The following is a 20,721-nucleotide window of genomic DNA, read 5'->3' on the forward strand; positions in this document are numbered from 1 at the left end:
TACTGATTTTACGAGCCAAGTTCAAGTCACGAGGTTCACTCAGCCATCAAGGTACCAACTTATCTTGATAGGGATGTTCGTATGATTGTAAGATCAACCGATACAACGTCTGCCGGGATCGAAAATTAACATACCGTTGTGTTTCAAATGCCCCACCAATCAGTAATAGGCTAATCACCGATAAGAGGATGGTGCCGTGACGCTTCTTCATCTACTGATGTCCTCCGATCGGGTAAGAGTAGTCGGGATTGAAAGTGAATACCTTTGTCAGTTGTCATCGTCATAGTTAAATCATCATCAATATGAAATTGTTGGACGCCTTTCATCAACACGATTTCACCCCCACCATAGTGATGTAATCCAATTCGATGCAAAATATGATAATACGTCAACAAGTAGTGTTTGCCCGTAACAGTATTCGTCAAATGAACCGCTTTTCCGGGTTCCAAACCACCTCCGTCGGAAATCTGATCGATAACAAAGTGGTGCGCCGGATTTTCAAGTTCGTGGAGCATCAAATACCAATCAACTGTCGGTAAATCAACCTGTGAGCGTCGCCCTAAATTACGTTGCCCTTGAAAGAGAGTTGTCATGACAACGGCCGCAATGGTCAAGGCTAGCACGGCTTCAATTAAAGTAAAACCGCGTCGCTTAATCATTAGCCAACTCCGGTATTACCGGTAACAGCAACTGTTGTTGGCGTGCTTCGTACTGCTCCCTAGCCGTCTGGATTGCTTGCAACGTCTGTCGCTCGCGAGACTGCATCATTAATTCCAAGCCTTCAAAACTAATCAACCCACCCATCAATAAACCAAGGGCAACAATTGTCTCAATCATCATAAAACCCATTCGCGTCTTTAACATGCGTGACTTTGTACGCCCCCCACCCCATCAAAGCATTGAGTTTAATCTGCCGTTTAGGTTGCAGCTGTGATTTAAAAATCACCACGGCCAATTCTGGATGCCCATTTCTCTGAATTTGAATATCTCGGCCACGTTCCGTTTTCAGCGTTACAGGTAACGGCAAATGCCACTGTTGAGCCGGTACCGGCCGCCCCCGTTTACCGGCCCAAGTCACGACTTCCGTCCCCCGAAAGCTAACGACTTGTGGTTGCCCCGTCACACTAGCCGTTAACGTTTGTTGCTGCCACATCGTTTGTAATTCCCGCCAAAAGGCCTGTTCAGCATTCTGCTGCCGTTGGCGGGTTGGAAAGCGGTGCACAGCGATGACCGCTAGACTAGCTACAATGGCTAATACCGTTACAATTTCAATTAGCGTGAAAGCGGGCCGTTTAACCACCAATTAACTTTGATTTGGGGCGTACCGGGCTAATTCCCTGAGTCGTGGCCTGTTTATGTTGGCCCGCATTGATATAGCCCTTATCCAACAGTTTGTCCAACATCTCAGGACCACCCGTGACCGCTTCACCCGTATCATTGGCATACATTTCCGCTTGATTTTGAACGACCTCGGTAAGGGCCTCTTTTTGCCGAGTAGTTGCCCGGTTACGTTGATCATTTAAATTCGGCACCACAATCAACATTAAAAGACTGATAATGGCCAGTACGATCACCATTTCAATCAGTGTAAAACCACGCCGTGACACCGTCGTTCTTTTCAATAATCGTTGCATTAATAATGTCATTTTAAAATTTCCCCCATTGATTGATACATCGGTAATAGCAGACTCATATAAGTACCAACAACGACCAAAGCAATAACACCGAACATGACGGGCTGAATCCAACTGATCAACCGATTCAATTGGCGAATCAATCGCTCATATTGCAAAGTTGCAAAGTACAACAGCTCTTGACTCAGTTGCTCCGTTGGACTCTCTTTGCCTACCAATAAAGCTAGTTCGTCCGGCAATAGTCGGTCATTTTGAATAATGGTCATTAATGAAGCGCCGCTCAGCAAAGCCCGCTCTACGACTTGACCTTGCTGATAAATCAATGCTTTCGGTTGAAATTGCTGACTGACCTCACAGATGCCCCGAATTCCCAAGCCGCCAGTTAGTAACATGCCAGCATTAAGGCTTAAGTAATAACCACAATAATTTTTAATCAGCGGCCCAACTAGTGGTAATCGCGCTAACCAGTGGTACCGACGACGAATCGGCAAGTGCTTAACCTTCAGCCCCAGTCCTAATAAGCTGATGCCTAAAATGACAATACTCACCCCACCGATCCATTGCCACGGTGGGATTGTGCCACTCACACTGCTGCCTGCATCTAAACTCGGTAAAATCGCTGACTTGACCAGCCCCAGTGTTCCCAATAACAGTACCAATAGTAGACACGGATACTGTAATAACCGCCGGATTTGCCGGGCTTGCTCAGCTCGGGCGCGCATTAACTGTCCCGCCTGAGTCAAGGTATGCCGTAATTCACCATGAGTTTCTGCAATTAAGAATTGATAATACAAATCAACTGCAATGTATGGTCGCAATGCCGTTGAAAGCTCATCCCCGGCTGCTAAGCGTACCAATACGGGCTGTAACGATTGAAAGGCCGGCCCTTCTACATCCACAGCGAATTGAAAAGCTTGTTGGAATGAAAAGCCATTGCCCAACAAATCTGCCAACGTTTCAAATAACGTTGCCTGTATTGCAATTGGAAGTCGTTTACGCTTCTTTAAGTTGATTGGCCGTTGCATGATCAAGACGGCCCGCTGCCAATTGTTCATCAATTAATTGTGCCCACCTTTCAGTCATCATCTGGGTTGTTTGCGGAATCTTATGGGGCATCACAACCGTATCAAAAATCGTGGCCACACTACCATCCGTCACCGGCACCAAGCGCTGATAGGACATTGCCGTTAAAGCTTGTTCTAGAACAGCTGGTGCCACACCTAGTTGCGCTAACCGTGGCATAATGCCATAAACACCACGCGCATGGATGGTACTTAATACCAAATGTCCACTTAACGCTGCCTGTACTGCAATTTTAGCCGTTTCCGCGTCACGAATCTCACCGATAATAAACACATCGGGATGGTGGCGTAATCCGACTTTCAATAAATCCGCATAGGCCATTTGTGCGGGTGAATTAACTTGTAATTGTAAAAACTGTGGTTCATAAATTTCAACCGGATCTTCAATCGTCATTACCAGCCGCTGTCCCCGGAGTTGTCGGACAAGGTCATACATGGTCGAGGTCTTACCAGCTCCCATGGGCCCTGAAAATAAAATTAAACCAGTTCGATGCATTAGCTGGCTCAATTGCTGGCGTTGACGCGGGATTAAATATTGCAATGCTTGGGATTCACCTTCATACAGTAATCGTACGACCAAGGACTCACGATCCAAAAAATCACCCACAGCTGAAATTCGCAAATTTAAGGTTTGCTTTTCCAGTATTAGCGTCATCGCACCTAACTGTGGTCGGCGATGATCACTGATGGCCATGTTACTCCGGTATTTAATGTGGTTCATCAATTGTTGGGCGCGTTCCGTCGTCATCTGCGCCAGGGCCCGTAAACTTCCCGTGGTTTGTATCAATATCTGGTAACCTTCTGCCGTGGGTAACCAGTATATATCACTGGCACGTTGACTCACGGCCGCCTGAATAATGTCGTTCAACTTAGCTTCAATCGCCATTAGTTATTGTCACGCTCCTTTCAATAACTAATTTCGCAACATTAGCTAATTTCCACGAAAATATATTTTTTTATTTAGTACCCCCTAAAAATCACCTTGGAAACGCTGAAGTGAGAGTGAGATAAAAGATGTTTCGCTTGCAAACAACCTTTTGGTGTCCATTTCGACAATGTTATATAAAAAAATTGCGTTCATTTCCTTAAGATTTTTTCTTAAGAAAATGAACACAATTAGTTTTGTGCTAGATACACTTCACACCATACTATTTTCAAGATGGCTTTTTACTAGATTACTTCACGGCGCTTACTCGCTCTAAACTACATTATCAGCATACGCTTGTCCGATTAGCAAACCGCCCTTTTTAATAACAAGCCGGCAGTCGCATCTTAACGCTGTTTAGACCCGATCAGCTCGTTCAATCTCATCCTTAGTTGGAATCGATGGTTGCGCACCTAATTTTTGAACAGCTAGGGAAGAAGCTCGGTTCGCAAACCGAACCGCAGCAGCCAAATTGCTAAAATCGGGCATTAAAACTGAACTTAGCGCCCCAATAAAAGTATCCCCAGCGGCAGTTGTATCAACGGCTTCAACTTTATAAGCGGGTACAAAACCATGTTCGGCACCACGCATCCAAAACGCACCCTTACTCCCAACAGTAATAATAACATTAGCAACACCGAGGGCTTGCAACTTTTGTGCCCCCTGAACCATCGATTGTTCATCAGTAATGTGCACGCCGGTCAACGTCTCAGTCTCAGTTTCATTAGGCACAATTAAGTCCGTCGTTGCTAGTAGTTCTACTGGTACCGTTGTTGTAGCGGGGGCCGGATTTAATATCGTCTTTTTGTTAGCAGCATGTGCCAATTCAAATCCCCGAATCGTCGCTGCAATGGGTGTTTCGAACTGTGCGATCAGAAAAGTACTAGCATCAATTGCCGGACGTGCTCGTTCTACATCTTCAGCCGTCACTTGTTGATTAGTCCCACCGTCAATTAGAATGCGGTTTTCACTGCTACTATCTAGTAAAATGAACGCTGAGCCAGTGCTAGCTACATTGCTATGTTGAACGTACTGATCATCGACACCACTATTCGTCAGCTGTTGCACCATAAACGCGCCTTCCTGATCAGTGCCGACCTTACCGATAAAAGTGGTCTGAGCACCTGCCCGGGCTGCCGCAATGGCTTGGTTAGCCCCTTTACCGCCACCAGCAATACTCTTTCCAGTTAGTGGCAAGGTCTCGCCGGGCTTGGGAAATCGTTTAAAACGTAAAATCGAATCAACATTCAAACTACCTAGTACGGTTACTTTATTCATGATTATTCGTCCCTTCAGTATTCAACTGTTCTAATTTTAGCAAACTGGCTGAGGACGCGCACTTGTTTTACTAATATTTTAACCACTAAAAAACGTGGCTCCTTGATTTATCATCAAAGAACCACGTCATTTCATCATTAATCTGGATAGTTAGCAGCTTCGTATACTTCTGATACGTCGTCGTTATCTTCCAATTCATCAATCATGTGTTGTAACTTTTCAACCTTATCAGCAGGAACATCCGTTAAGTTTTCAGGAATCATGGTTAATTCAGCTGTTTCCAACTTGTAACCATTAGCTTCGAGTGCGTCACGAACGGCCGCTAATTGTTTAGGATCAGTGTAAATTTCAAACGCTTCGTCGCTTGATTGTAAATCGTCGCCACCAGCATCTAAAACGTCCATCAACATCGTATCTTCGTCGGTATCTAAATCTTCACGACTAATCACAATGTAACCCTTACGATCAAACATGTAGCTAACGGCACCAGTTGCAGCTAAGGCACCACCATGATGTGTGAACGCTGAACGAACCGCCGCAGCGGTCCGGTTCTTGTTATCAGTTAATGCGTGAACCAGAACGGCGATACCACCAGGGCCGTAGCCTTCGTAAGTAACTTCTTCGTAGTTCTCCGCACCGGAGCCACTACCTTTATCAACCGCCCGTTTAATATTATCCTTAGGCATGTTGGCAGCTTTGGCCTTATCCATAACTAACCGCAATTGCGCGTTAGAATCTGGATCAGGACCCCCGGCTTTTACAGCCATATAAAGTTCACGGGAAATCTTTTGGAAAACTTTCCCACGTTTAGCATCTTGGGCGTTCTTACGTCCTTGAATGTTATGCCATTTTGAATGTCCTGACATGTGTGACTCCTTCTTTCGTTATTTATTTTCAGTTTTGTAGATAAACATACGTAGAGTATGATAGCAAAAAAAGCGAGCGATTTCAAGCACTAGAACCAACGATAGCCAAGTTCTGCTTTTTTGCTTCAGTTTACTGAACAGATTAGCAAGTAACCATGACTAGTTGCCTGTCAACTGTTGACGAACCAGCCCTCTACGGCCGTAAGTAGGCGTAGCCCTCAGCTTGTAAATCTGCAATTCGCACCACACCAGCGGGTACGATTGTTACGGTTGACGGGAGTTGCGCTTTACTTATCTGATGACTAGCCATGGCGTTATGGCAAGCATCGATTTCAACTTGTGGTAATGCTTGTCGTAACGCATCCCAGGCAGACGTTGTTAACGTTGTAATCGCTGGCCCATTAACCACAACCACTACCGTACTTGTCGGTCGCACCGCCACAAAGTTTTGAACATTACTAATCGCCATTGCAACCTTGGCGGGTTCATCGACATGTACTACTAAGTTAGTCATTTAACCGACCTCCTTCTAGCGACCGCACCTCAAGCGCACGTAAATAATGATAACTGCTCAACATATTAGCGCAGGTCGCATCCGTTTCGTCCGGCACCTCATAGATCATCGTAGCATGTGGATTAAGGACTGGCAGTACCCGTGGCCAATCGATTAACCCCTGGCCTAACGGTAAACTATCATGACGCTGGCCCATTGAATCCACCAGATGGTAATGCTGAATGAGTGGGGCCAACCGTTTCAAAGCCAACATGGTCAGTGCCATATCACCATGTAATGCGATAAAGACATGACTCAAATCGCAAACTAGCGGATAATGATGTTGGATAATCCGCTCATCTAGTTGCGGATCGCCATACATAAAACTAGCGGTTACCCCATTTTCAATCATCACGTGCCCGTTTGCCTGCCGAACCAACTCATCTAACCGTTCAAAAACAACGTCACGAGCAGCAGCCAATGAATCGTATGCTTTAATCAAAGGAGCACTGTCACTACCATAACCACCATGCACCAAAATTTTAACATCTAATTCAGTTGCTAGTTCGAGTAACTGAGCCGTACTCGTTTGTAGAAATTGATACGCCCCCGCTTCACGGTGTGGGTCGAGTAACTGATCAAGATGGACGCCTTGATAACTCATCGGGTGATGAATCACAATTTGTTCGGTGACATTAGTCTTTACAAATTGGACCGCCGCTTTGAGTGCTTGAAACGCTGCCGGTTCAAAATCTGCTGCACTGGTAAAAAACTCAAACACCTGCGGCCGATATTGTAATCGATTCATTAATTGGGCGGGGTCCTGGGCCGCTTTCAAGCCTAACTGAATTTTTCCGGGACGCTGCCGCATTACTAATTGTGTCATCCGTTTAACTCATCCTTTCAGTCATTCCAAGCCAAATAAAAAGGCTTGGAATATTTATTCCAAACCTAGTATAACGCTATCGTTCTTAGTTATGCCAACATCACTCGTTGACACACAGACCAGTTAGTCCGCCGATTTAGTTGAACCACGCCGCACAATGCCATATGGTAAGGTCACAGTTTTCTCATCAAGTTCCTTATCATTCATCAATTTCGTTAACATCCGCATGGCAACCGCACCGATATCATACAACGGTTGAGTAATCGACGTGATTGCTGGCCGCGTAATTTGGGTGATAATCGTATCATTACTTGTAATCACTTCTAGGTCGTCGGGAACATTGATCCCAGATTCCATGCTAGCATTAATAATACCAGCAGCCATCTCATCGTCACCAACAAAGACCGCTGTCGCACCACTATCAGCAATGACTGGTTGTAACTTCCGACCAGCATCATATGAATAGCCAGCTTCATACACCAGGGCATCGTCAAACGGAATCTTAGCTTTAGTTAAGGCCCGTTTGTATCCCGTTAGTCGGTACTCAGCATTGATCGACTGTGATAATGAACCTAAGGCCAATGCAATCTTCTTATGACCACGATCAATCAGACTAGTGACAGTCTCTTCGACGGCAGCCGCATAATCAATATTAACACTTGGGGTTTCGTTGTGTGGATCAACCGTTCCGGCTAATACGACTGGCGCCTTGGCACGTTTGAATTCTGCGCGCAGCTTGTCGTCGATATGGTTACCCATGAAAATCACCCCATCGACTTGCTTAGCCATCAAGGTATTCAACACATTGACCTCTTGTTCGCCGGCATCATCAGAATTGGTCAAGATAATGTTGTACTTGTACATCATCGCAATATCATCGATCCCACGTGCTAACGAAGCAAAGTAAATATTCGTTACATCAGGGATAATAACGCCAACCGTGGTTGAACGCTTACTTGCTAACCCTCGTGCAACCGCATTTGGCCGGTAGTCTAACCGTTCAATAACGGCCAACACCTTTTTCCGCGTTGCGGGTTTGACATTCGGATTACCATTGACGACCCGTGAAACTGTGGCCATTGAAACCGCCGCTTCACGTGCCACATCATAAATTGTTACTGTTTGTTTTTCCATATAAAAATAGCCCTTTCTTGCTTGGTATCATATGTTTTCATTCGTTTTCATGCAACATCAACCAATATAGCAAAATTACGCTTCCAATGCAACTTAAGATTGTTATTGAAATCGCTTTCATGAAAATAATACCGTACTTGTTTTCAAAATGCAAGATTTACCACACGAAGATTGTTATTTTAGGCTCATTATTCTCAGCTTTTTATCATCAACAGCGCTATACTAGTATTATTATCAATAATTTATCTTATCTAAGGAGTGTTTGAATTGGCAGATTATACGAAACTGCAACAAGTTCGTCAATGGACCCAGGATAACCACGTTGACGTCACCTACATTAGTAATTTTCACACAATTTCATATTTAACTGGATTTGAGAGCAATCCCTACGAGCGGACATTAGCTTTGTTTGTTTTCGCAGATGCGGAACCATTCCTCTTCGCCCCCGCCCTTGAAGTTGAAGCCATCAAGGATATGGGCTGGCCCTATAAAGTTTTTGGCTACTTAGACCATGAAGAACCATACGCCTTAATTGCCGATCACATTAATGCACAGTTAACTGATCCTAAAGTTTGGGCACTTGAAACGGGCAACTTGACGTTAGATCGCTTTAATGCACTCAAACGCCAATTTCCAGCCGCTCGCTTTGATAAGGACTTATCTCCTTACATCCAACAATTACGGCTCGTCAAAACGGCTGACGAACTTGACAAGTTAAATATTGCCGGTAAATGGGCCGACTTTGCCTTTGAACAAGGCTTTGCCGCCGTCACGGCTGGGCGAACTGAACAACAGATTGCCGCTGAGTTACAGTACGCCCTCATGAAAAAGGGCATCATGGAAATGAGTTTTGATACTTTAGTCCAAGCTGGCGAACACGCCGCTAATCCCCATGGCGCGACTAATGAAACTCAAGTCAAGCCGAATGAATTAGTCTTATTCGATCTTGGTGTCATGTACAAAGGTTATGCTTCTGATGCCTCCCGAACGATTGCTTACGGTCAACCGACTGCTAAGCAAAAAGAAATCTTTGACGTCTGTCTGGAAGCTAACCTAACCGCTCAGGCGGCCATCAAACCAGGCATGGCCGCCGAAGACGTCGACAAGATTGCTCGCGACATCATTACTAAGGCGGGCTATGGTGAATACTTCATTCATCGGTTGGGCCATGGGATTGGGCAAACCGATCATGAGTTTCCGTCAATCATGGCCGGCAACCATATGCCGTTAGTTGAAGGCATGTGCTTCTCCGTTGAACCCGGTATTTACATTCCAGGTGTCGCTGGCGTTCGAATCGAAGACTGTGGGGTCGTCACTAAAGAAGGCTTTAAGCCATTCACCCACACACCAAAAGAACTAAAAGTTTTAGATTTGTCATAAATTTGATAAAAACCGGTCGCTACGGAACTTTCCGTAACGGCCGGTTTTCAGCTTATCTTTAATTTACACTAACTAATTTGGTTATGATACCACTACTATATCTATTCAGGTAACGGATGTTGTTCTTCATAGTCCGCAACCTCTTGTAATAACGCGTCAGTCTGCTTCAATGGCAACACGTCACAATTCACAGCAGCTTCACTACCAGCTTGGCTCGCCTGGCGGTAAACGTCTATTTTGTGATTAACTTTTTGTAGATTTAATAATGATTGATGAATTTGAGCTTCAACTGCCTGCCGTTGCTCTTCAAACATCGCCAATCGCTGGTCGATCGTCTCGTCGCCAGCAGCACACCAACTGATGAATTGACGAATATCTTCCAAGGGCATCCCGGTCTGTTTAAGACACCGAATCAATGCCAACGAATCTAAATCATCATCGTTAAAGACTCGCCGCCCCTGCTTATCACGTTTAACAAACGGGGTTAAGCCAGCTTTATCATAGTAACGTAATGTATAGCTTGAAATACCGGTCTTCTTAGCGACCGCGCCGATTGAATACAACTTAATTCCTCCTCAAAACAGATGGGACACCGAGCCATTGCTCCGTGTCCCATCCAAGATCGTTACACCTTATTTGGTTGGTGTCGTATCATCAGTTGGTTGCGCATCATCAGCCGTTGTATCAACTGACGCTGGTGCATCCGTTGCTTTTTCGGCAGTTTCAGTCGCATCCGTTGCGGCTGACGTTGTCGCTTGGGCAGCATCCTGATAAGCCGCGCCCCCGTCAATGACAATGTCAGGATCATTGGCTTCGTCGTCTTCGACTTTAGTTAACTCCGATCGTAGGCTGTCCGTGGCCTGATCAAGGCTTGAACCAAAGCTTGCGCCAGTCTCTTGCTTGGCCGCTTGATATTGATCCGCAAAATCTGCAACTTTACGCTTAGCGTCTTCATATTGCTGACCCGCTTCAGCTTTGAAATCTTCAGACGCATCTGCTGCATAAAAGGCGTAATCAATCGCTCGATCTTTAAAATCTGCAATGCCCTGTTGTGCCTTCGCCTTTAACGTCGCCTTTTTGTCATCATCCATTTTCATAACGGCAGTTGCAATTGCAGCGCCGCCCAAAACAACACCTAATAAGAATCCTTTTTTCGACATAATTAAGACTCCTCACTATTATTTTTTGACCGTCGATTGCGGTAAACATCAAATGCGGCCTTACCAACTTTACTTGCGCTTGAGAATTTACTCCGCTTTTCATTAGTCTTGCCAATTTTGGCAGTCAATTCACGGGTGGCGGAGTTAAGATCAGAAACGCTTTGTCCCAAATCGCCCATGGCTTGAAATGCTGGATCAATGGTGGCCACTTTACCATTAACATCTTTCAATAGCTCGTTGGCATTGGCCATAATCTTTTCAGTCTCATGTGATAAGGCATCGACATCATCCGTAATGTTATTTAAACTTCGGTTGACTTCCCCCATCGTTTTAGTAATCCGCATTAAGAAAATCCCAATAAAACAAACTAGTAATAAGAATGCAATGGCGGCAATAATGCCCGCAATGTGTGTAATCATCCTAAAATTCCTCCTTCGACAGCCACTATATTAGAACTAGCATAGCATTGTCTTTAGTATACCGCAATTAAAAAAGTGCTTACAACCTTCGTCTACTCCCGATAGAATGGGAACCGCTTATTCACGACTTGGTTGACCGCGTCAAATCTGATAAACTAGTGAACAGACAACAATAACGAGGGTGAAGATATGTTTAATCCAATTAACTTAGCAGTGGTCGAAACACCAACTAAACAAGTTTCGGTGTGGATGAAGTTGGCTAAGAAGATTGACTGGCAACAAATTATTATTAATATTGGTGGCAAAATACTTGAAATCGTCCTATTTATTTTACTATTTTGGGTGATTGATCGGCTAGGAAAACGCCTAATTCATCATTTATTTTTAACAAATGCGAATACTAGTGACACGGCTAACAACCGTATTTCAACGATTTTTACCTTATCATTGAATATCTATCACTACGTCATCATGTTTTTCGGCATCTATGCCGTTCTTTCAGTTCTAGGGGTTCCCGTAGGCACATTGATTGCTAGTGCAGGGATTTTCAGTGTGGCATTAGGTCTAGGTGCCCAAGGCTTTGTCAGCGATATCGTTACTGGCTTCTTTATCTTACTTGAAGACCAGATTGATGTGGGTGATTACGTCAAAATCGAAACGATTGAAGGCACCGTCTCAGCAATTGGCCTCCGCACTACTCAGGTCACTAGCCCTGATGGGACCTTGAACTTCATTCCTAATCGCAAGATTTTGATTATTAGTAACCAATCCCGCAACGACATGCGCGTCTTGATTGACCTCTATATTCTGACCACGACACCCGTTCAAGATTTAACGAACGTGGTTCGGGAAACGAATTCCGACCTGGTTTCTCAGTACCCTGATATCATCGGTGAGCCCGACATCCAAGGGGTAACCACGCAGGCCGACGGAACGTTGGTCTTCCGGGTCCAGTTTTACGTTAAAAACGGGATGCAATTTGCAATTCAGCGCGATTTTTTAGCAGCCTACTTGGATGCAGCCCGAGCAGCGGGAATACAACTGCCTTCGCCGCGACTGAATATCGCACCAACGCATAAATAAGTTACACCAAACTAGCCCGCACCTCGGTTGCTCAAACGTGAGCGCTGACGTGCGGGCTTCATTTACGAAATAACTAACTAAAAACAACGCACTGACTAAACTTGTTAGTCCAATGCGTTGTTTGAAATTATTTGTGCAAAGCGTTTCGGTGAGTCAAAAAACCAGTCATTGCATCGACGCCACTCATAATGGCAGCCGTGTGTGGCACCATGTTTTCCGAGTGTAACGAATACGGACTGTCGACCCCTAACCAGAACATTGTCCCTGGAATCTGATGAATCAAATAACCGAAATCTTCACCGGTCATTGCTGGTTTTGTTTCAATGAAGTTGACATCATCATCATCCTGCATGTACTTGATAAAATCAGCAGTGATTGCGTCATTGTTCTCCACTGGATAATAACCACCCTGATTGAGCTTTAAATCAATATTGCAGTCATAAGCGAGCGCGATTCCTTCAGTAATCGTCCGAACCCGCCGCTGAATATGCATGTTCATCTCCTGCGTCAACGCTCGGATCGTCCCGTCAATCTGCGCCTCACCGGCAATCACATTGCCAATCGTGCCAGCAGTAAAGTGACCTAATGTCACCACACCACTTTGAATCGGGTCCACGTTGCGCGCTACGATCGTCTGCAACTGGGAGACTAACGCTGCCCCAGCGACAACCATATCATTGGCTTGATGTGGATATGCAGCATGGCCACTCTTTCCACTCAAGTGCGCATGGATCTCACAAGTGCCGGCAAACAACGTGCCCATCCGACAACCGATTGCCCCTGTTGGTAGGTTCGGATTGTCATGAAATGCAAAGATTTCATCCGGCATCCAATCACCAGTTAAAGCTCCGCTCTCATACAAGCGCTGACCACCTGACGCATTTTCTTCGGCCGGCTGGAACATGAAGACCATGTCAGTGGCCGGTCGATTTTCCGCAAAATAACTGAGAATTCCCAGCGCTACTGACATATGAATATCATGTCCGCACGCATGCATCACCCCTGGATGGGTCGATGCAAATGGTAAACCCGTATTTTCAGTAACTGGTAACGCATCGATGTCAGTTCGATAACCGATTCGATAATCATGCTTTAAACCACTGACTTTCACTAAAATCGCCGTATCCAAAGTTGGAATGGTTTTGATTGTCAGCCAATCTTGAGGCATCTTGCCAATAATCGACAATAAATAAGCCTGTGTTTCATGTTCTTGTAAGCCGATTTCCGGAATTTGGTGTAAGTGTTGATAAATTGGAATTAGATCGGTTTCCCGTAAGACCATTGTTTATCCCTCCACCATTAAAGATTCCGTAATTCTGCCATTAATTCAGTCTTGCTCTTCGTCTTATCATCAATATCTTTCAACTTACGAGCAGGAACCCCACCGACTACGGTGTTAGGAGCGACGTCTTCAATGACGATCGCACCCGCAGCCACAACGGCACCCTTACCAACATGCACGCCTTCGAGGACGGCCGCATTGGCACCAATCAGCACGTCGTCATCGATTTGAACTGGCTTAGCCGAAGGTGGCTCTACCACGCCAGCTAACACAGTACCAGCGCCAATATGACAGTTCTTACCAACAATTGCGCGACCACCAAGAATGGCACCCATGTCAATCATCGAGCCTTCACCGATTTCGGCACCAATATTGATCACGGCCCCCATCATAATGACCGCATTGTCGCCAATTAATACTTGGTCACGAATAATCGCACCGGGCTCGATCCGCGCATTGTATTGCTTCAAATCTGCCATTGGTACGGCTGAATTGCGCGCGTCATTTTCTAATTCGTAATCTTCGATATTTGCAGCGTTAGCCTTTAAGAACGGTTCAACATCCGCCCAGTCACCAAATAAGACGCCAGAGTTGCCACTGAAGAACGTTTTGATACTTGCTGGAACGTTTAATTGGTCTAAAGCACCCTTCACATACACTTTTACGGGTGTTTTCTTCTTCGCACTGCCAATATAGTTAATAATTGATTGTGCATCTAATTTTGCCATCGGAGACCCTCCAAAAAATTTATTTAGCTTTTTCGCTAGTGGAAAAATCCTTCTCAATCATATCATACTGTTTGCCAATTTCATGGGTCAGAAAGTTAAAACTCTTCATGAATTCACGCCGCGTGACAATTCCTTGAAAAATTCGCTGCTCATCAACGACTGGAACAAACGGATTATCAATCATTAGGTGTAATGTCTCTTCAACATCATCGACATTTTGAACCGTCTTCACCCGCGTCTCCATCACATCACAAACACGTTTTTGCAATAAAATTTCAGTATTCAATTGGTCAAAGCCCAACATTTGTTCCGTAATCAGCGGTAACGACACTAGCCCTTCAAAGTGGCCACCATGATCAAGTACCGGAATTTTTGAATATTTGACCTTTGTTAAAACTAAAAATGCGTGATACAAGTTATTATTAGTTTGAACGTTCGCGACCACGTCAGCCGGGATCAAATAGTGGTCCGCGTTGCGTGACAATAAGTCCGCAACTGGTTGAATTAACATACAAGCGCCTCCTTAACTAAGCTCATTCTCTTATTTTAACTGCAAAGTCACTAAGTTAAGCTCTAAAATCAGCTTTTTTACCGCTTTTTAATCAGCAAAATGAAATTTTAGTTCTGGCACTGCCTGCATCTGCCGATCATAATATTGAACATCGATTCCTGCTGAGGTGGTGGTGACAATTGCATAGGTACCGCCAATCCGTGCAAACTCTCCACGTGGATAGGTGATACTACCGGGATTAAGCACTAACACACCACCATGCCGTTCGACCCCCAATTGATGGGTATGCCCAAAGAACGCTAATACGGCATGCTGCGCCGTGGCATTTGCCAATAGATGTGCCAACCCCATATTTACACCAACTAAGTGTCCATGGGTCATATAGACTGAAACGCCATCAATCGTTGGATTAACCTCATCAGCTAACGCCGTATCAAAATCCATATTTCCTTGAACCACAAACATTTCTTCAAACAACGGGTCATCATGTGGTAATTCAGAATCACCACAGTGAAAGAAAGCATCAACCTGACCACGGTATTCATCAAATAATCGTACCAACACATCTCGATCACCATGACTGTCACTTACAACTAAACATTTCATGCCTTCGCCCACCATTCATCGAATTTAGTCATCAGCTGACGTAAGGCCGCCCCCCGGTGACTGATTTGATTCTTTTGTGCTGGCGTTAATTCCGCCAATGATTTTTGAAACTTACTCGACCAGAACAACGGATCATATCCAAAGCCATTATTCCCACGCGGGGCGATCAAGATGCGTCCAGCTAACTCACCATTAATGACGAGTTTTTCACCACTCGGCTTAAGGGCGACCAGTGTTGTATGAAAAGTAGCGGTGCGCTTAGCTTCAGGAACACCGCCCAGATTTGCTAGTAACTTAGCATTGTTGGCGGCGTCGTCATGATCACCAGCATACCGCGCTGAAAAAACGCCAGGATCACCATGCAACGCCGTGACCATCAAACCGGAATCATCAGCAATTGCCGGTAGCCCAGTTGCTTCAACCACGACCGTTGCTTTTTTAGTGGCATTTTCTTCAAAGGTAATCCCATTTTCCTTAATATCTGGAATATCTTGGAAGTCCGCCAACGTTTTGATGGTGATATCATATGGCGCCAGCATCGCACTAAATTCGCGGGCCTTATTAGCATTGTTCGTGGCAATAATTAATGTTTGTGGTTTAGTCATTCGTTTCACTCCCTAAATCAATATGTTGCGCGTAAAAATTCGGTTGGCCTAACCAGTCGCGAGCAATGGCTTCAAATTGTTCGGCCGCCCCAGTTGTATAATATTCATCTGGATAACGCTTGGTAGAACTGTCGTTAGCAATATCTAAATAATCAAGTACGGCCGAAACATCGTTCACCGTTTCCGCACCAGAATCAATCAGCGTTACTCCTGGACCCATGACATTTTGAATGAGTGGTCGTAATAATGGGTAATGCGTACAGCCCAAAACAAGCGTGTCCACATCTTGTTTTTTTAACTGTTTCAAAGATGCCGCAACGACACGTTTGGCAACTGTCGAGTGGTATTCGTTGGACTCAACCAACGGCACAAACTTCGGACATGCCTGCGAAATCACTGTGGCAGTCGGATCCTTCGTTAAAATCGCATCCCGATAAGCGTTACTACGAATCGTACCCTCAGTCGCAATCACGCCGATCCGATTGCGTCGTGAAGCTTTTAATGCCGCCCGTGAACCAGGGGCAATTACCCCAATCACAGGAATTGACAACTGTTGTCGTAAAGCTGGCAATGCCGCGGCTGTCGCTGTATTACAAGCAATCACTAGCATTTTGATCTGTTTTGCCATCAGAAAATCAGCCATTTGCCAAGAAAATTTCCGGACTTGTTCTGCTGGTCGCGGACCGTATGGCAAACGTGCCTGATCACCAATAAAATAAACCGTTTCCCGGGGGAGCTGCTTCAACGCTTGTTTAACAACGGTCAACCCACCGACCCCCGAATCCATGAATCCAATTGCATGTTCATTTGCCATTTTAAAAATCTCCGTTCACTGAATTCTGAAACTTTATTATGGTCTTTTTTGAAATTGATTTCAAGCCAGACCAATTGCGACGAAATTGTAAAGTTTCCGTTGATAAATTGAAAAAAACCGACACATTAGCGGAAACGGGGTATAATATTGATTATACAGTGGTCAGGATACCACGATTTTTTGCATGGAAAGGAATTATCATGACGAACGACTTTTATTCTCAATTTGCGGGTAACTCAATTAAAGCTTCCATCCTTAGTGTGGAAATCTTGCGAGATGCCTTACTACCAAAATTATTGGGTGATGACAGTAGTGGCATCCTTTACTGGGCTGGTAAAGACTTGGCACGCCAGTTTCCTGTCGCTAGTGATGATGATCTTGTTACCTTTTTTGAGCAGACCGGCTGGGGGCATCTCATCATTGTTAGCACAACTGATGATTTGATTACCTATGAACTAACTGGTGAACCGGTTGCTCGCCGTAGCGCTACAATCGAATTACCAGATTTCATGCTAGAGACTGGCTTTTTAGCTGAGCAGTCAGCCCTTCGTACTAACTGTGTCAGTGAAGCTAAAATTACGTTTCAAAATCGAATGCGTTTAAGAATTTCAGTGACCATTGATCATCATCAACCTATCATCAATCACGATCCCGCAACACCAATCGAGATTGTGCGACCACAAGTTGAAATTGATGATGCCCAACCTGAAGAAGCGCAATAAAAAAAGACGGCCAAGTGGTCGTCTTTTTTTATTGCGCTGCGGACGTTTACTTACCAACCATTCAGATGAATATCACGATTGACAAAATAACTAGTCGATAAAACCCGAGTAATTTGTTTTAGGAATGACTAAATAACTGCATTTCTCAATGGTTAAACTAAAAAAGGCCGGTATTCTTCAATAAAGAATACCAGCCTCCTCAAGTCACCACTAAGCCAACGGTGACCTTATTTTATAAATATTGAGCTAAAGTTTGTTTAATTTGATCCTTAGAATGGTAGCCAACTAAGGTATCAACGACTTCGCCATCCTTCTTAACTAACAAGGTTGGAATACTCATGATACCAAAGTTGCTGGCCGTTTCAGGATTTGCGTCGACATCCATCTTATTGAATGTCACCTTGTCACCCATTTCATCAGCTAATTGTTCCACCACTGGTGATTGCATCCGACAAGGACCACACCATGTTGCCCAGAAGTCAGTTAACGTTACGCCTGAAGCCGTATCCGTTGTAAAAGTTTTATCAGTAGTTGCTGCGACCATTGTAATCGGCCTCCTTTAGACTTTATCTGTTACTAATAGTAAGTATACCAGTAACCATGTGGAACACAAACAATTTGTTCACGATCAAAAGCGCCCGGGTTACGAACATTGCCAATCATCCACACTGCCCTGCTCGGCCTGTGTGGATCACGGGCTACTTAAATTGCACCTCGGTTGCACCATTGCCCCCATGATTAGGGGCGGCAAAGTGGAACGACTTAACTTGCCGGTTGGATTTCAGATAATTGGTAATACCGTCACGTAACGCCCCGGTCCCCTTTCCATGAACAATCGTCACGGATGGATATCCGGCTAATAACGCCGCATCGATATACCGATCAACTTGGGTCATCGCATCTTCATAACGGACCCCCCGTAAATCTAAGTTCGGGGAGACATGACTGGCGTTGGCGCTTTGAACAGTCGCCCGCGCTCGCTTCGGCTCTTCCGGTTTGACCCGCTCCAAATCACCGTCACTAATTTTCATCTTCAAAATACCAAGTTGGACTTCCCACTCATGTTTACCCATCTGACGCATCAATACACCGCGTTGGCCATACGACTTCACCAGCACGTCATCGCCTTCATGGAAATCATGCTGCGCTTTAGCCCGGCGCAAGACCCGGTTATTTTTAAGCTTAGGCTGTTGCTCTAAAGCATTCAACGCACCCTTTGCATCGATTAATTCGTTTTCTTTAACCGTCGCTGTCCCACTGGCCAATTGTTTCTTACGCAACTCACTAATGATGGCATCTGCCTTGGTCTTACTCTGCTCAACAATTGTATTGGCCTGCACCTTAGCATCTTCGATCAACTGATCCTTACGTTGCTGATAAGCATTGAACTCACTCTTCAACTGCCGATGCAGTTTCTCGGAATCCGCCACTTGGGTCTTCAAATGCAATTGTTCATCCTCGACCTGCTTACGCTTCTTCACTAAATCCGCAATCATCGCGTTGAGGTCTTGACTATCCGTATCCGTCAATGAGCGGGCTTGATCAACAATTGTTTGGGGAATTCCTAACCGTTGCGCAATATCTAGCGCATTACTCCGACCAGGAATTCCGACCAACAACCGGTACGTCGGTTTAAGCGTTTGCTCATCAAACTCCATACTAGCATTGATCGTATCAGGACGGTTAAACCCGTAAGCCTTAAGTTCTGGATAGTGGGTCGTCGCCACAACTTGGGTTCCCTTAGCTCCGATAGCATCCAAAATAGCAATCGCCAGCGCCGCCCCTTCTTGTGGATCAGTCCCGGCACCCAATTCGTCAACGAGCACTAAGCTATGGGAATCGATCTGGGCTAAGAAACTTTCGATATTTTCCATATGGGATGAGAACGTACTTAAATTCTGTTCAATTGATTGTTCGTCCCCAATATCCGCAAAGATTTCATTATAAACGCCAACGCGACTCCCGGCCTCAACTGGAATAAACAATCCCGACTGGGCCATTAATTGCAGTAATCCCAGCGTCTTCAGCGTAATCGTCTTCCCACCAGTATTAGGCCCCGTAATAACCATCGCCTGATAATCAGTTCCTAAACTAATATCATTAGCGACGACTTTGCGAGGATCAATCAGGGGGTGGCGTGCTTGCCGTAGATAGACTTCGTTTTTGACTGAGACGGCTGGTTCGGTTTCCTTCATATCATGTGCATACCGGGCCTTGGCATTAATAAAATCAAAGTGGCCAAGAATGGCCGCATTATTGATAATTTCATCTTGGTAGGGTGCAATCAAGTTAGACAGGTCTTCCAAGATGCGCTGTTCTTCTTGTTTTTCTGCAACTTGATTTTGACGTAACCGGTCATTTAACGCCATGACCGCTTGAGGTTCAATAAACAGTGTCTGACCACTAGCCGATTGATCATGAACGATCCCCCCAAATCGGCCACGGTTCTCAGCCTTAACCGGGATAACATACCGATCATTTCTAATCGTAATGATTGGATCACTTAAATACTTCGCATCATGACCACGCGTATAATGTGCCATTTGGTTACGGATTTCCGTCTCGGTGCGTCGAATATTGCTCCGAATACGACTAAGTTCTGGTGAGGCCTCATCCGTAATATGACCATCACCTTCGATAGCAGTGGCGAGCCGCTTTGTCACTGCTGGTAAAGTGACTAATTCCGCGACCTCGTCAAATAGATGCCGAATATCATTTTCAGGAGCGTCTTCTAATAATTCGGCAAAAAAGTGTGTTATTGCCCGCGTCGTTCTTAAAACCCGCCCAACTTGACCGAGTTCACTCCCATTTAAAGTTGCACCAATCGCTAGCCGCTTCATATGCGGTTTAATATCTGCTAGGCGCGCGACAGGAATGCCGCCCTTTAACCGATAAACTTCGGCACCATCATTCGTCTCATCCAGGGCCCGTTGGATATCTGCAACGGCAGTCATCGGTTGTAAATCATTGAGTGCCTGTTGGCCAGTTGCCGAAACGAGGTATGGCGCTAATTGTTGTTTTACTTGTTGGTACTCTAACGTATTCAATACTTTGGAATTCACTGATATCCCTCCGAAGTTCCAATGAATCACGAAAAGCCGCAAAAAAAACAA

General features: G+C 45.0%; 26 protein-coding genes. 3 read left to right on the plus strand and 23 right to left on the minus strand.

Annotation, left to right across the window (positions count from 1 at the left end):
• Positions 1-46: 46 nt before the first annotated feature.
• The 12 genes from LP667_RS16745 to ccpA form a co-directional block, all read right to left on the minus strand.
• On the minus strand, positions 47-211 hold the full coding sequence (locus LP667_RS16745; protein WP_021732500.1) for a hypothetical protein: 165 nt from the start codon (positions 209-211) through the stop codon (positions 47-49).
• Entirely contained in the window at positions 171-659 is a 489-nt protein-coding gene (locus LP667_RS09900; protein ID WP_056988399.1) for a prepilin-type N-terminal cleavage/methylation domain-containing protein, read from the minus strand. Before LP667_RS09900 ends, LP667_RS16745 begins: the two co-directional genes overlap by 41 nt.
• A complete protein-coding gene (locus LP667_RS09905) occupies positions 652-840 on the minus strand; it encodes a histidine kinase (RefSeq protein ID WP_237742047.1) in 189 nt (62 codons plus the stop codon). The genes LP667_RS09900 and LP667_RS09905 overlap by 8 nt, the downstream gene beginning before the upstream one ends.
• On the minus strand, positions 830-1,303 hold the full coding sequence (locus tag LP667_RS09910) for a type II secretion system protein (protein ID WP_033609640.1): 474 nt from the start codon (positions 1,301-1,303) through the stop codon (positions 830-832). The genes LP667_RS09905 and LP667_RS09910 overlap by 11 nt, the downstream gene beginning before the upstream one ends.
• Complete coding sequence (comGC, locus tag LP667_RS09915) at positions 1,293-1,646, minus strand: competence type IV pilus major pilin ComGC (protein ID WP_021732504.1); 354 nt, start codon at positions 1,644-1,646, stop codon at positions 1,293-1,295. Before comGC ends, LP667_RS09910 begins: the two co-directional genes overlap by 11 nt.
• Positions 1,643-2,689 (minus strand): type II secretion system F family protein, encoded by a 1,047-nt coding sequence (locus LP667_RS09920; protein ID WP_033609641.1) that lies wholly within the window; start codon positions 2,687-2,689, stop codon positions 1,643-1,645. The genes comGC and LP667_RS09920 overlap by 4 nt, the downstream gene beginning before the upstream one ends.
• On the minus strand, positions 2,628-3,602 hold the full coding sequence (comGA, locus tag LP667_RS09925) for a competence type IV pilus ATPase ComGA (protein WP_021732506.1): 975 nt from the start codon (positions 3,600-3,602) through the stop codon (positions 2,628-2,630). The genes LP667_RS09920 and comGA overlap by 62 nt, the downstream gene beginning before the upstream one ends.
• 396 nt (positions 3,603-3,998) lie before the next feature.
• Positions 3,999-4,919, minus strand: coding sequence for a ribokinase (gene rbsK / locus LP667_RS09930; protein WP_021732507.1), 921 nt, complete (start codon positions 4,917-4,919; stop codon positions 3,999-4,001).
• Between the two features lie 137 nt (positions 4,920-5,056).
• Complete coding sequence (locus tag LP667_RS09935; protein WP_003641545.1) at positions 5,057-5,785, minus strand: YebC/PmpR family DNA-binding transcriptional regulator; 729 nt, start codon at positions 5,783-5,785, stop codon at positions 5,057-5,059.
• 193 nt (positions 5,786-5,978) lie between these two features.
• Entirely contained in the window at positions 5,979-6,299 is a 321-nt protein-coding gene (locus LP667_RS09940) for a DsrE family protein (RefSeq protein ID WP_021732508.1), read from the minus strand.
• Positions 6,292-7,164, minus strand: a complete 873-nt coding sequence (locus LP667_RS09945; protein ID WP_021732509.1) for a TIM barrel protein — start codon at positions 7,162-7,164, stop codon at positions 6,292-6,294. The genes LP667_RS09940 and LP667_RS09945 overlap by 8 nt, the downstream gene beginning before the upstream one ends.
• A gap of 123 nt (positions 7,165-7,287) precedes the next feature.
• The gene (ccpA, locus tag LP667_RS09950) at positions 7,288-8,298 is read right to left on the minus strand and encodes a catabolite control protein A (protein WP_021732510.1); all 1,011 of its coding nucleotides are present in this window, start codon (positions 8,296-8,298) and stop codon (positions 7,288-7,290) included.
• Between the two features lie 267 nt (positions 8,299-8,565).
• Between ccpA and LP667_RS09960 the strand changes: the two genes are divergently transcribed.
• Complete coding sequence (locus LP667_RS09960; protein WP_021732512.1) at positions 8,566-9,678, plus strand: M24 family metallopeptidase; 1,113 nt, start codon at positions 8,566-8,568, stop codon at positions 9,676-9,678.
• A gap of 101 nt (positions 9,679-9,779) precedes the next feature.
• Here LP667_RS09960 and LP667_RS09965 read toward each other — a convergent pair whose 3' ends face one another.
• The 3 genes from LP667_RS09965 to LP667_RS09975 form a co-directional block, all read right to left on the minus strand.
• A complete protein-coding gene (locus tag LP667_RS09965; RefSeq protein WP_021732513.1) occupies positions 9,780-10,241 on the minus strand; it encodes a MerR family transcriptional regulator in 462 nt (153 codons plus the stop codon).
• Between the two features lie 69 nt (positions 10,242-10,310).
• Entirely contained in the window at positions 10,311-10,838 is a 528-nt protein-coding gene (locus LP667_RS09970; RefSeq protein WP_021732514.1) for a YtxH domain-containing protein, read from the minus strand.
• Positions 10,839-10,840: 2 nt separating this feature from the next.
• Complete coding sequence (locus LP667_RS09975; protein ID WP_021732515.1) at positions 10,841-11,257, minus strand: DUF948 domain-containing protein; 417 nt, start codon at positions 11,255-11,257, stop codon at positions 10,841-10,843.
• 189 nt (positions 11,258-11,446) lie between these two features.
• On the opposite strand from LP667_RS09975, the gene LP667_RS09980 reads away from it, so the two are divergent.
• Positions 11,447-12,340: a mechanosensitive ion channel family protein gene (locus LP667_RS09980; protein ID WP_021732516.1), complete on the plus strand. Its 894-nt coding sequence runs from the start codon at positions 11,447-11,449 to the stop codon at positions 12,338-12,340.
• A gap of 127 nt (positions 12,341-12,467) precedes the next feature.
• Here LP667_RS09980 and LP667_RS09985 read toward each other — a convergent pair whose 3' ends face one another.
• The 6 genes from LP667_RS09985 to racE all read right to left on the minus strand — a co-directional run bounded on the left by LP667_RS09985 (position 12,468) and on the right by racE (position 16,886).
• Complete coding sequence (locus LP667_RS09985; protein ID WP_021732517.1) at positions 12,468-13,622, minus strand: N-acetyldiaminopimelate deacetylase; 1,155 nt, start codon at positions 13,620-13,622, stop codon at positions 12,468-12,470.
• Between the two features lie 17 nt (positions 13,623-13,639).
• Positions 13,640-14,350, minus strand: a complete 711-nt coding sequence (dapD, locus tag LP667_RS09990; protein ID WP_021732518.1) for a 2,3,4,5-tetrahydropyridine-2,6-dicarboxylate N-acetyltransferase — start codon at positions 14,348-14,350, stop codon at positions 13,640-13,642.
• Between the two features lie 19 nt (positions 14,351-14,369).
• A complete protein-coding gene (gene cbpB, locus LP667_RS09995; RefSeq protein ID WP_021732519.1) occupies positions 14,370-14,861 on the minus strand; it encodes a cyclic-di-AMP-binding protein CbpB in 492 nt (163 codons plus the stop codon).
• Positions 14,862-14,948: 87 nt separating this feature from the next.
• Positions 14,949-15,467, minus strand: a complete 519-nt coding sequence (locus LP667_RS10000; protein WP_056988398.1) for a metallophosphoesterase family protein — start codon at positions 15,465-15,467, stop codon at positions 14,949-14,951.
• Complete coding sequence (locus LP667_RS10005; RefSeq protein WP_056988397.1) at positions 15,464-16,072, minus strand: XTP/dITP diphosphatase; 609 nt, start codon at positions 16,070-16,072, stop codon at positions 15,464-15,466. The genes LP667_RS10000 and LP667_RS10005 overlap by 4 nt, the downstream gene beginning before the upstream one ends.
• Positions 16,065-16,886: a glutamate racemase gene (gene racE, locus LP667_RS10010; protein ID WP_021732522.1), complete on the minus strand. Its 822-nt coding sequence runs from the start codon at positions 16,884-16,886 to the stop codon at positions 16,065-16,067. The genes LP667_RS10005 and racE overlap by 8 nt, the downstream gene beginning before the upstream one ends.
• A gap of 200 nt (positions 16,887-17,086) precedes the next feature.
• Between racE and LP667_RS10015 the strand changes: the two genes are divergently transcribed.
• A complete protein-coding gene (locus tag LP667_RS10015) occupies positions 17,087-17,608 on the plus strand; it encodes a YslB family protein (RefSeq protein ID WP_033609647.1) in 522 nt (173 codons plus the stop codon).
• A 232-nt stretch (positions 17,609-17,840) separates the two neighbouring features.
• Here LP667_RS10015 and trxA read toward each other — a convergent pair whose 3' ends face one another.
• Both trxA and LP667_RS10025 read right to left on the minus strand, forming a co-directional pair.
• Complete coding sequence (gene trxA / locus LP667_RS10020) at positions 17,841-18,152, minus strand: thioredoxin (protein ID WP_021732524.1); 312 nt, start codon at positions 18,150-18,152, stop codon at positions 17,841-17,843.
• Positions 18,153-18,306: 154 nt separating this feature from the next.
• Entirely contained in the window at positions 18,307-20,670 is a 2,364-nt protein-coding gene (locus tag LP667_RS10025) for an endonuclease MutS2 (RefSeq protein WP_021732525.1), read from the minus strand.
• Positions 20,671-20,721 lie beyond the last annotated feature (51 nt).

This window comes from Lactiplantibacillus paraplantarum (assembly GCF_003641145.1).
GTDB lineage: Bacteria > Bacillota > Bacilli > Lactobacillales > Lactobacillaceae > Lactiplantibacillus > Lactiplantibacillus paraplantarum.

Bases quoted from the DNA above. Each gene is read 5' to 3' on its own strand.
- rbsK (WP_021732507.1), bottom strand. From the start codon at position 4,919: ATGAATAAAGTAACCGTACTAGGTAGTTTGAATGTTGATTCGATTTTA.
- LP667_RS09905 (WP_237742047.1), bottom strand. From the start codon at position 840: ATGATGATTGAGACAATTGTTGCCCTTGGTTTATTGATGGGTGGGTTG.
- LP667_RS09940 (WP_021732508.1), bottom strand. From the start codon at position 6,299: ATGACTAACTTAGTAGTACATGTCGATGAACCCGCCAAGGTTGCAATG.
- LP667_RS09920 (WP_033609641.1), bottom strand. From the start codon at position 2,689: ATGAACAATTGGCAGCGGGCCGTCTTGATCATGCAACGGCCAATCAAC.
- cbpB (WP_021732519.1), bottom strand. From the start codon at position 14,861: ATGTTAATTCAACCAGTTGCGGACTTATTGTCACGCAACGCGGACCAC.
- LP667_RS10000 (WP_056988398.1), bottom strand. From the start codon at position 15,467: ATGAAATGTTTAGTTGTAAGTGACAGTCATGGTGATCGAGATGTGTTG.
- comGA (WP_021732506.1), bottom strand. From the start codon at position 3,602: ATGGCGATTGAAGCTAAGTTGAACGACATTATTCAGGCGGCCGTGAGT.
- ccpA (WP_021732510.1), bottom strand. From the start codon at position 8,298: ATGGAAAAACAAACAGTAACAATTTATGATGTGGCACGTGAAGCGGCG.
- racE (WP_021732522.1), bottom strand. From the start codon at position 16,886: ATGGCAAATGAACATGCAATTGGATTCATGGATTCGGGGGTCGGTGGG.
- dapD (WP_021732518.1), bottom strand. From the start codon at position 14,350: ATGGCAAAATTAGATGCACAATCAATTATTAACTATATTGGCAGTGCG.
- LP667_RS10015 (WP_033609647.1), top strand. From the start codon at position 17,087: ATGACGAACGACTTTTATTCTCAATTTGCGGGTAACTCAATTAAAGCT.
- comGC (WP_021732504.1), bottom strand. From the start codon at position 1,646: ATGACATTATTAATGCAACGATTATTGAAAAGAACGACGGTGTCACGG.
- LP667_RS09935 (WP_003641545.1), bottom strand. From the start codon at position 5,785: ATGTCAGGACATTCAAAATGGCATAACATTCAAGGACGTAAGAACGCC.
- LP667_RS09980 (WP_021732516.1), top strand. From the start codon at position 11,447: ATGTTTAATCCAATTAACTTAGCAGTGGTCGAAACACCAACTAAACAA.
- LP667_RS09970 (WP_021732514.1), bottom strand. From the start codon at position 10,838: ATGTCGAAAAAAGGATTCTTATTAGGTGTTGTTTTGGGCGGCGCTGCA.
- LP667_RS09985 (WP_021732517.1), bottom strand. From the start codon at position 13,622: ATGGTCTTACGGGAAACCGATCTAATTCCAATTTATCAACACTTACAC.
- LP667_RS09975 (WP_021732515.1), bottom strand. From the start codon at position 11,257: ATGATTACACACATTGCGGGCATTATTGCCGCCATTGCATTCTTATTA.
- LP667_RS09945 (WP_021732509.1), bottom strand. From the start codon at position 7,164: ATGACACAATTAGTAATGCGGCAGCGTCCCGGAAAAATTCAGTTAGGC.
- LP667_RS10005 (WP_056988397.1), bottom strand. From the start codon at position 16,072: ATGACTAAACCACAAACATTAATTATTGCCACGAACAATGCTAATAAG.
- LP667_RS09900 (WP_056988399.1), bottom strand. From the start codon at position 659: ATGATTAAGCGACGCGGTTTTACTTTAATTGAAGCCGTGCTAGCCTTG.
- LP667_RS16745 (WP_021732500.1), bottom strand. From the start codon at position 211: ATGAAGAAGCGTCACGGCACCATCCTCTTATCGGTGATTAGCCTATTA.
- trxA (WP_021732524.1), bottom strand. From the start codon at position 18,152: ATGGTCGCAGCAACTACTGATAAAACTTTTACAACGGATACGGCTTCA.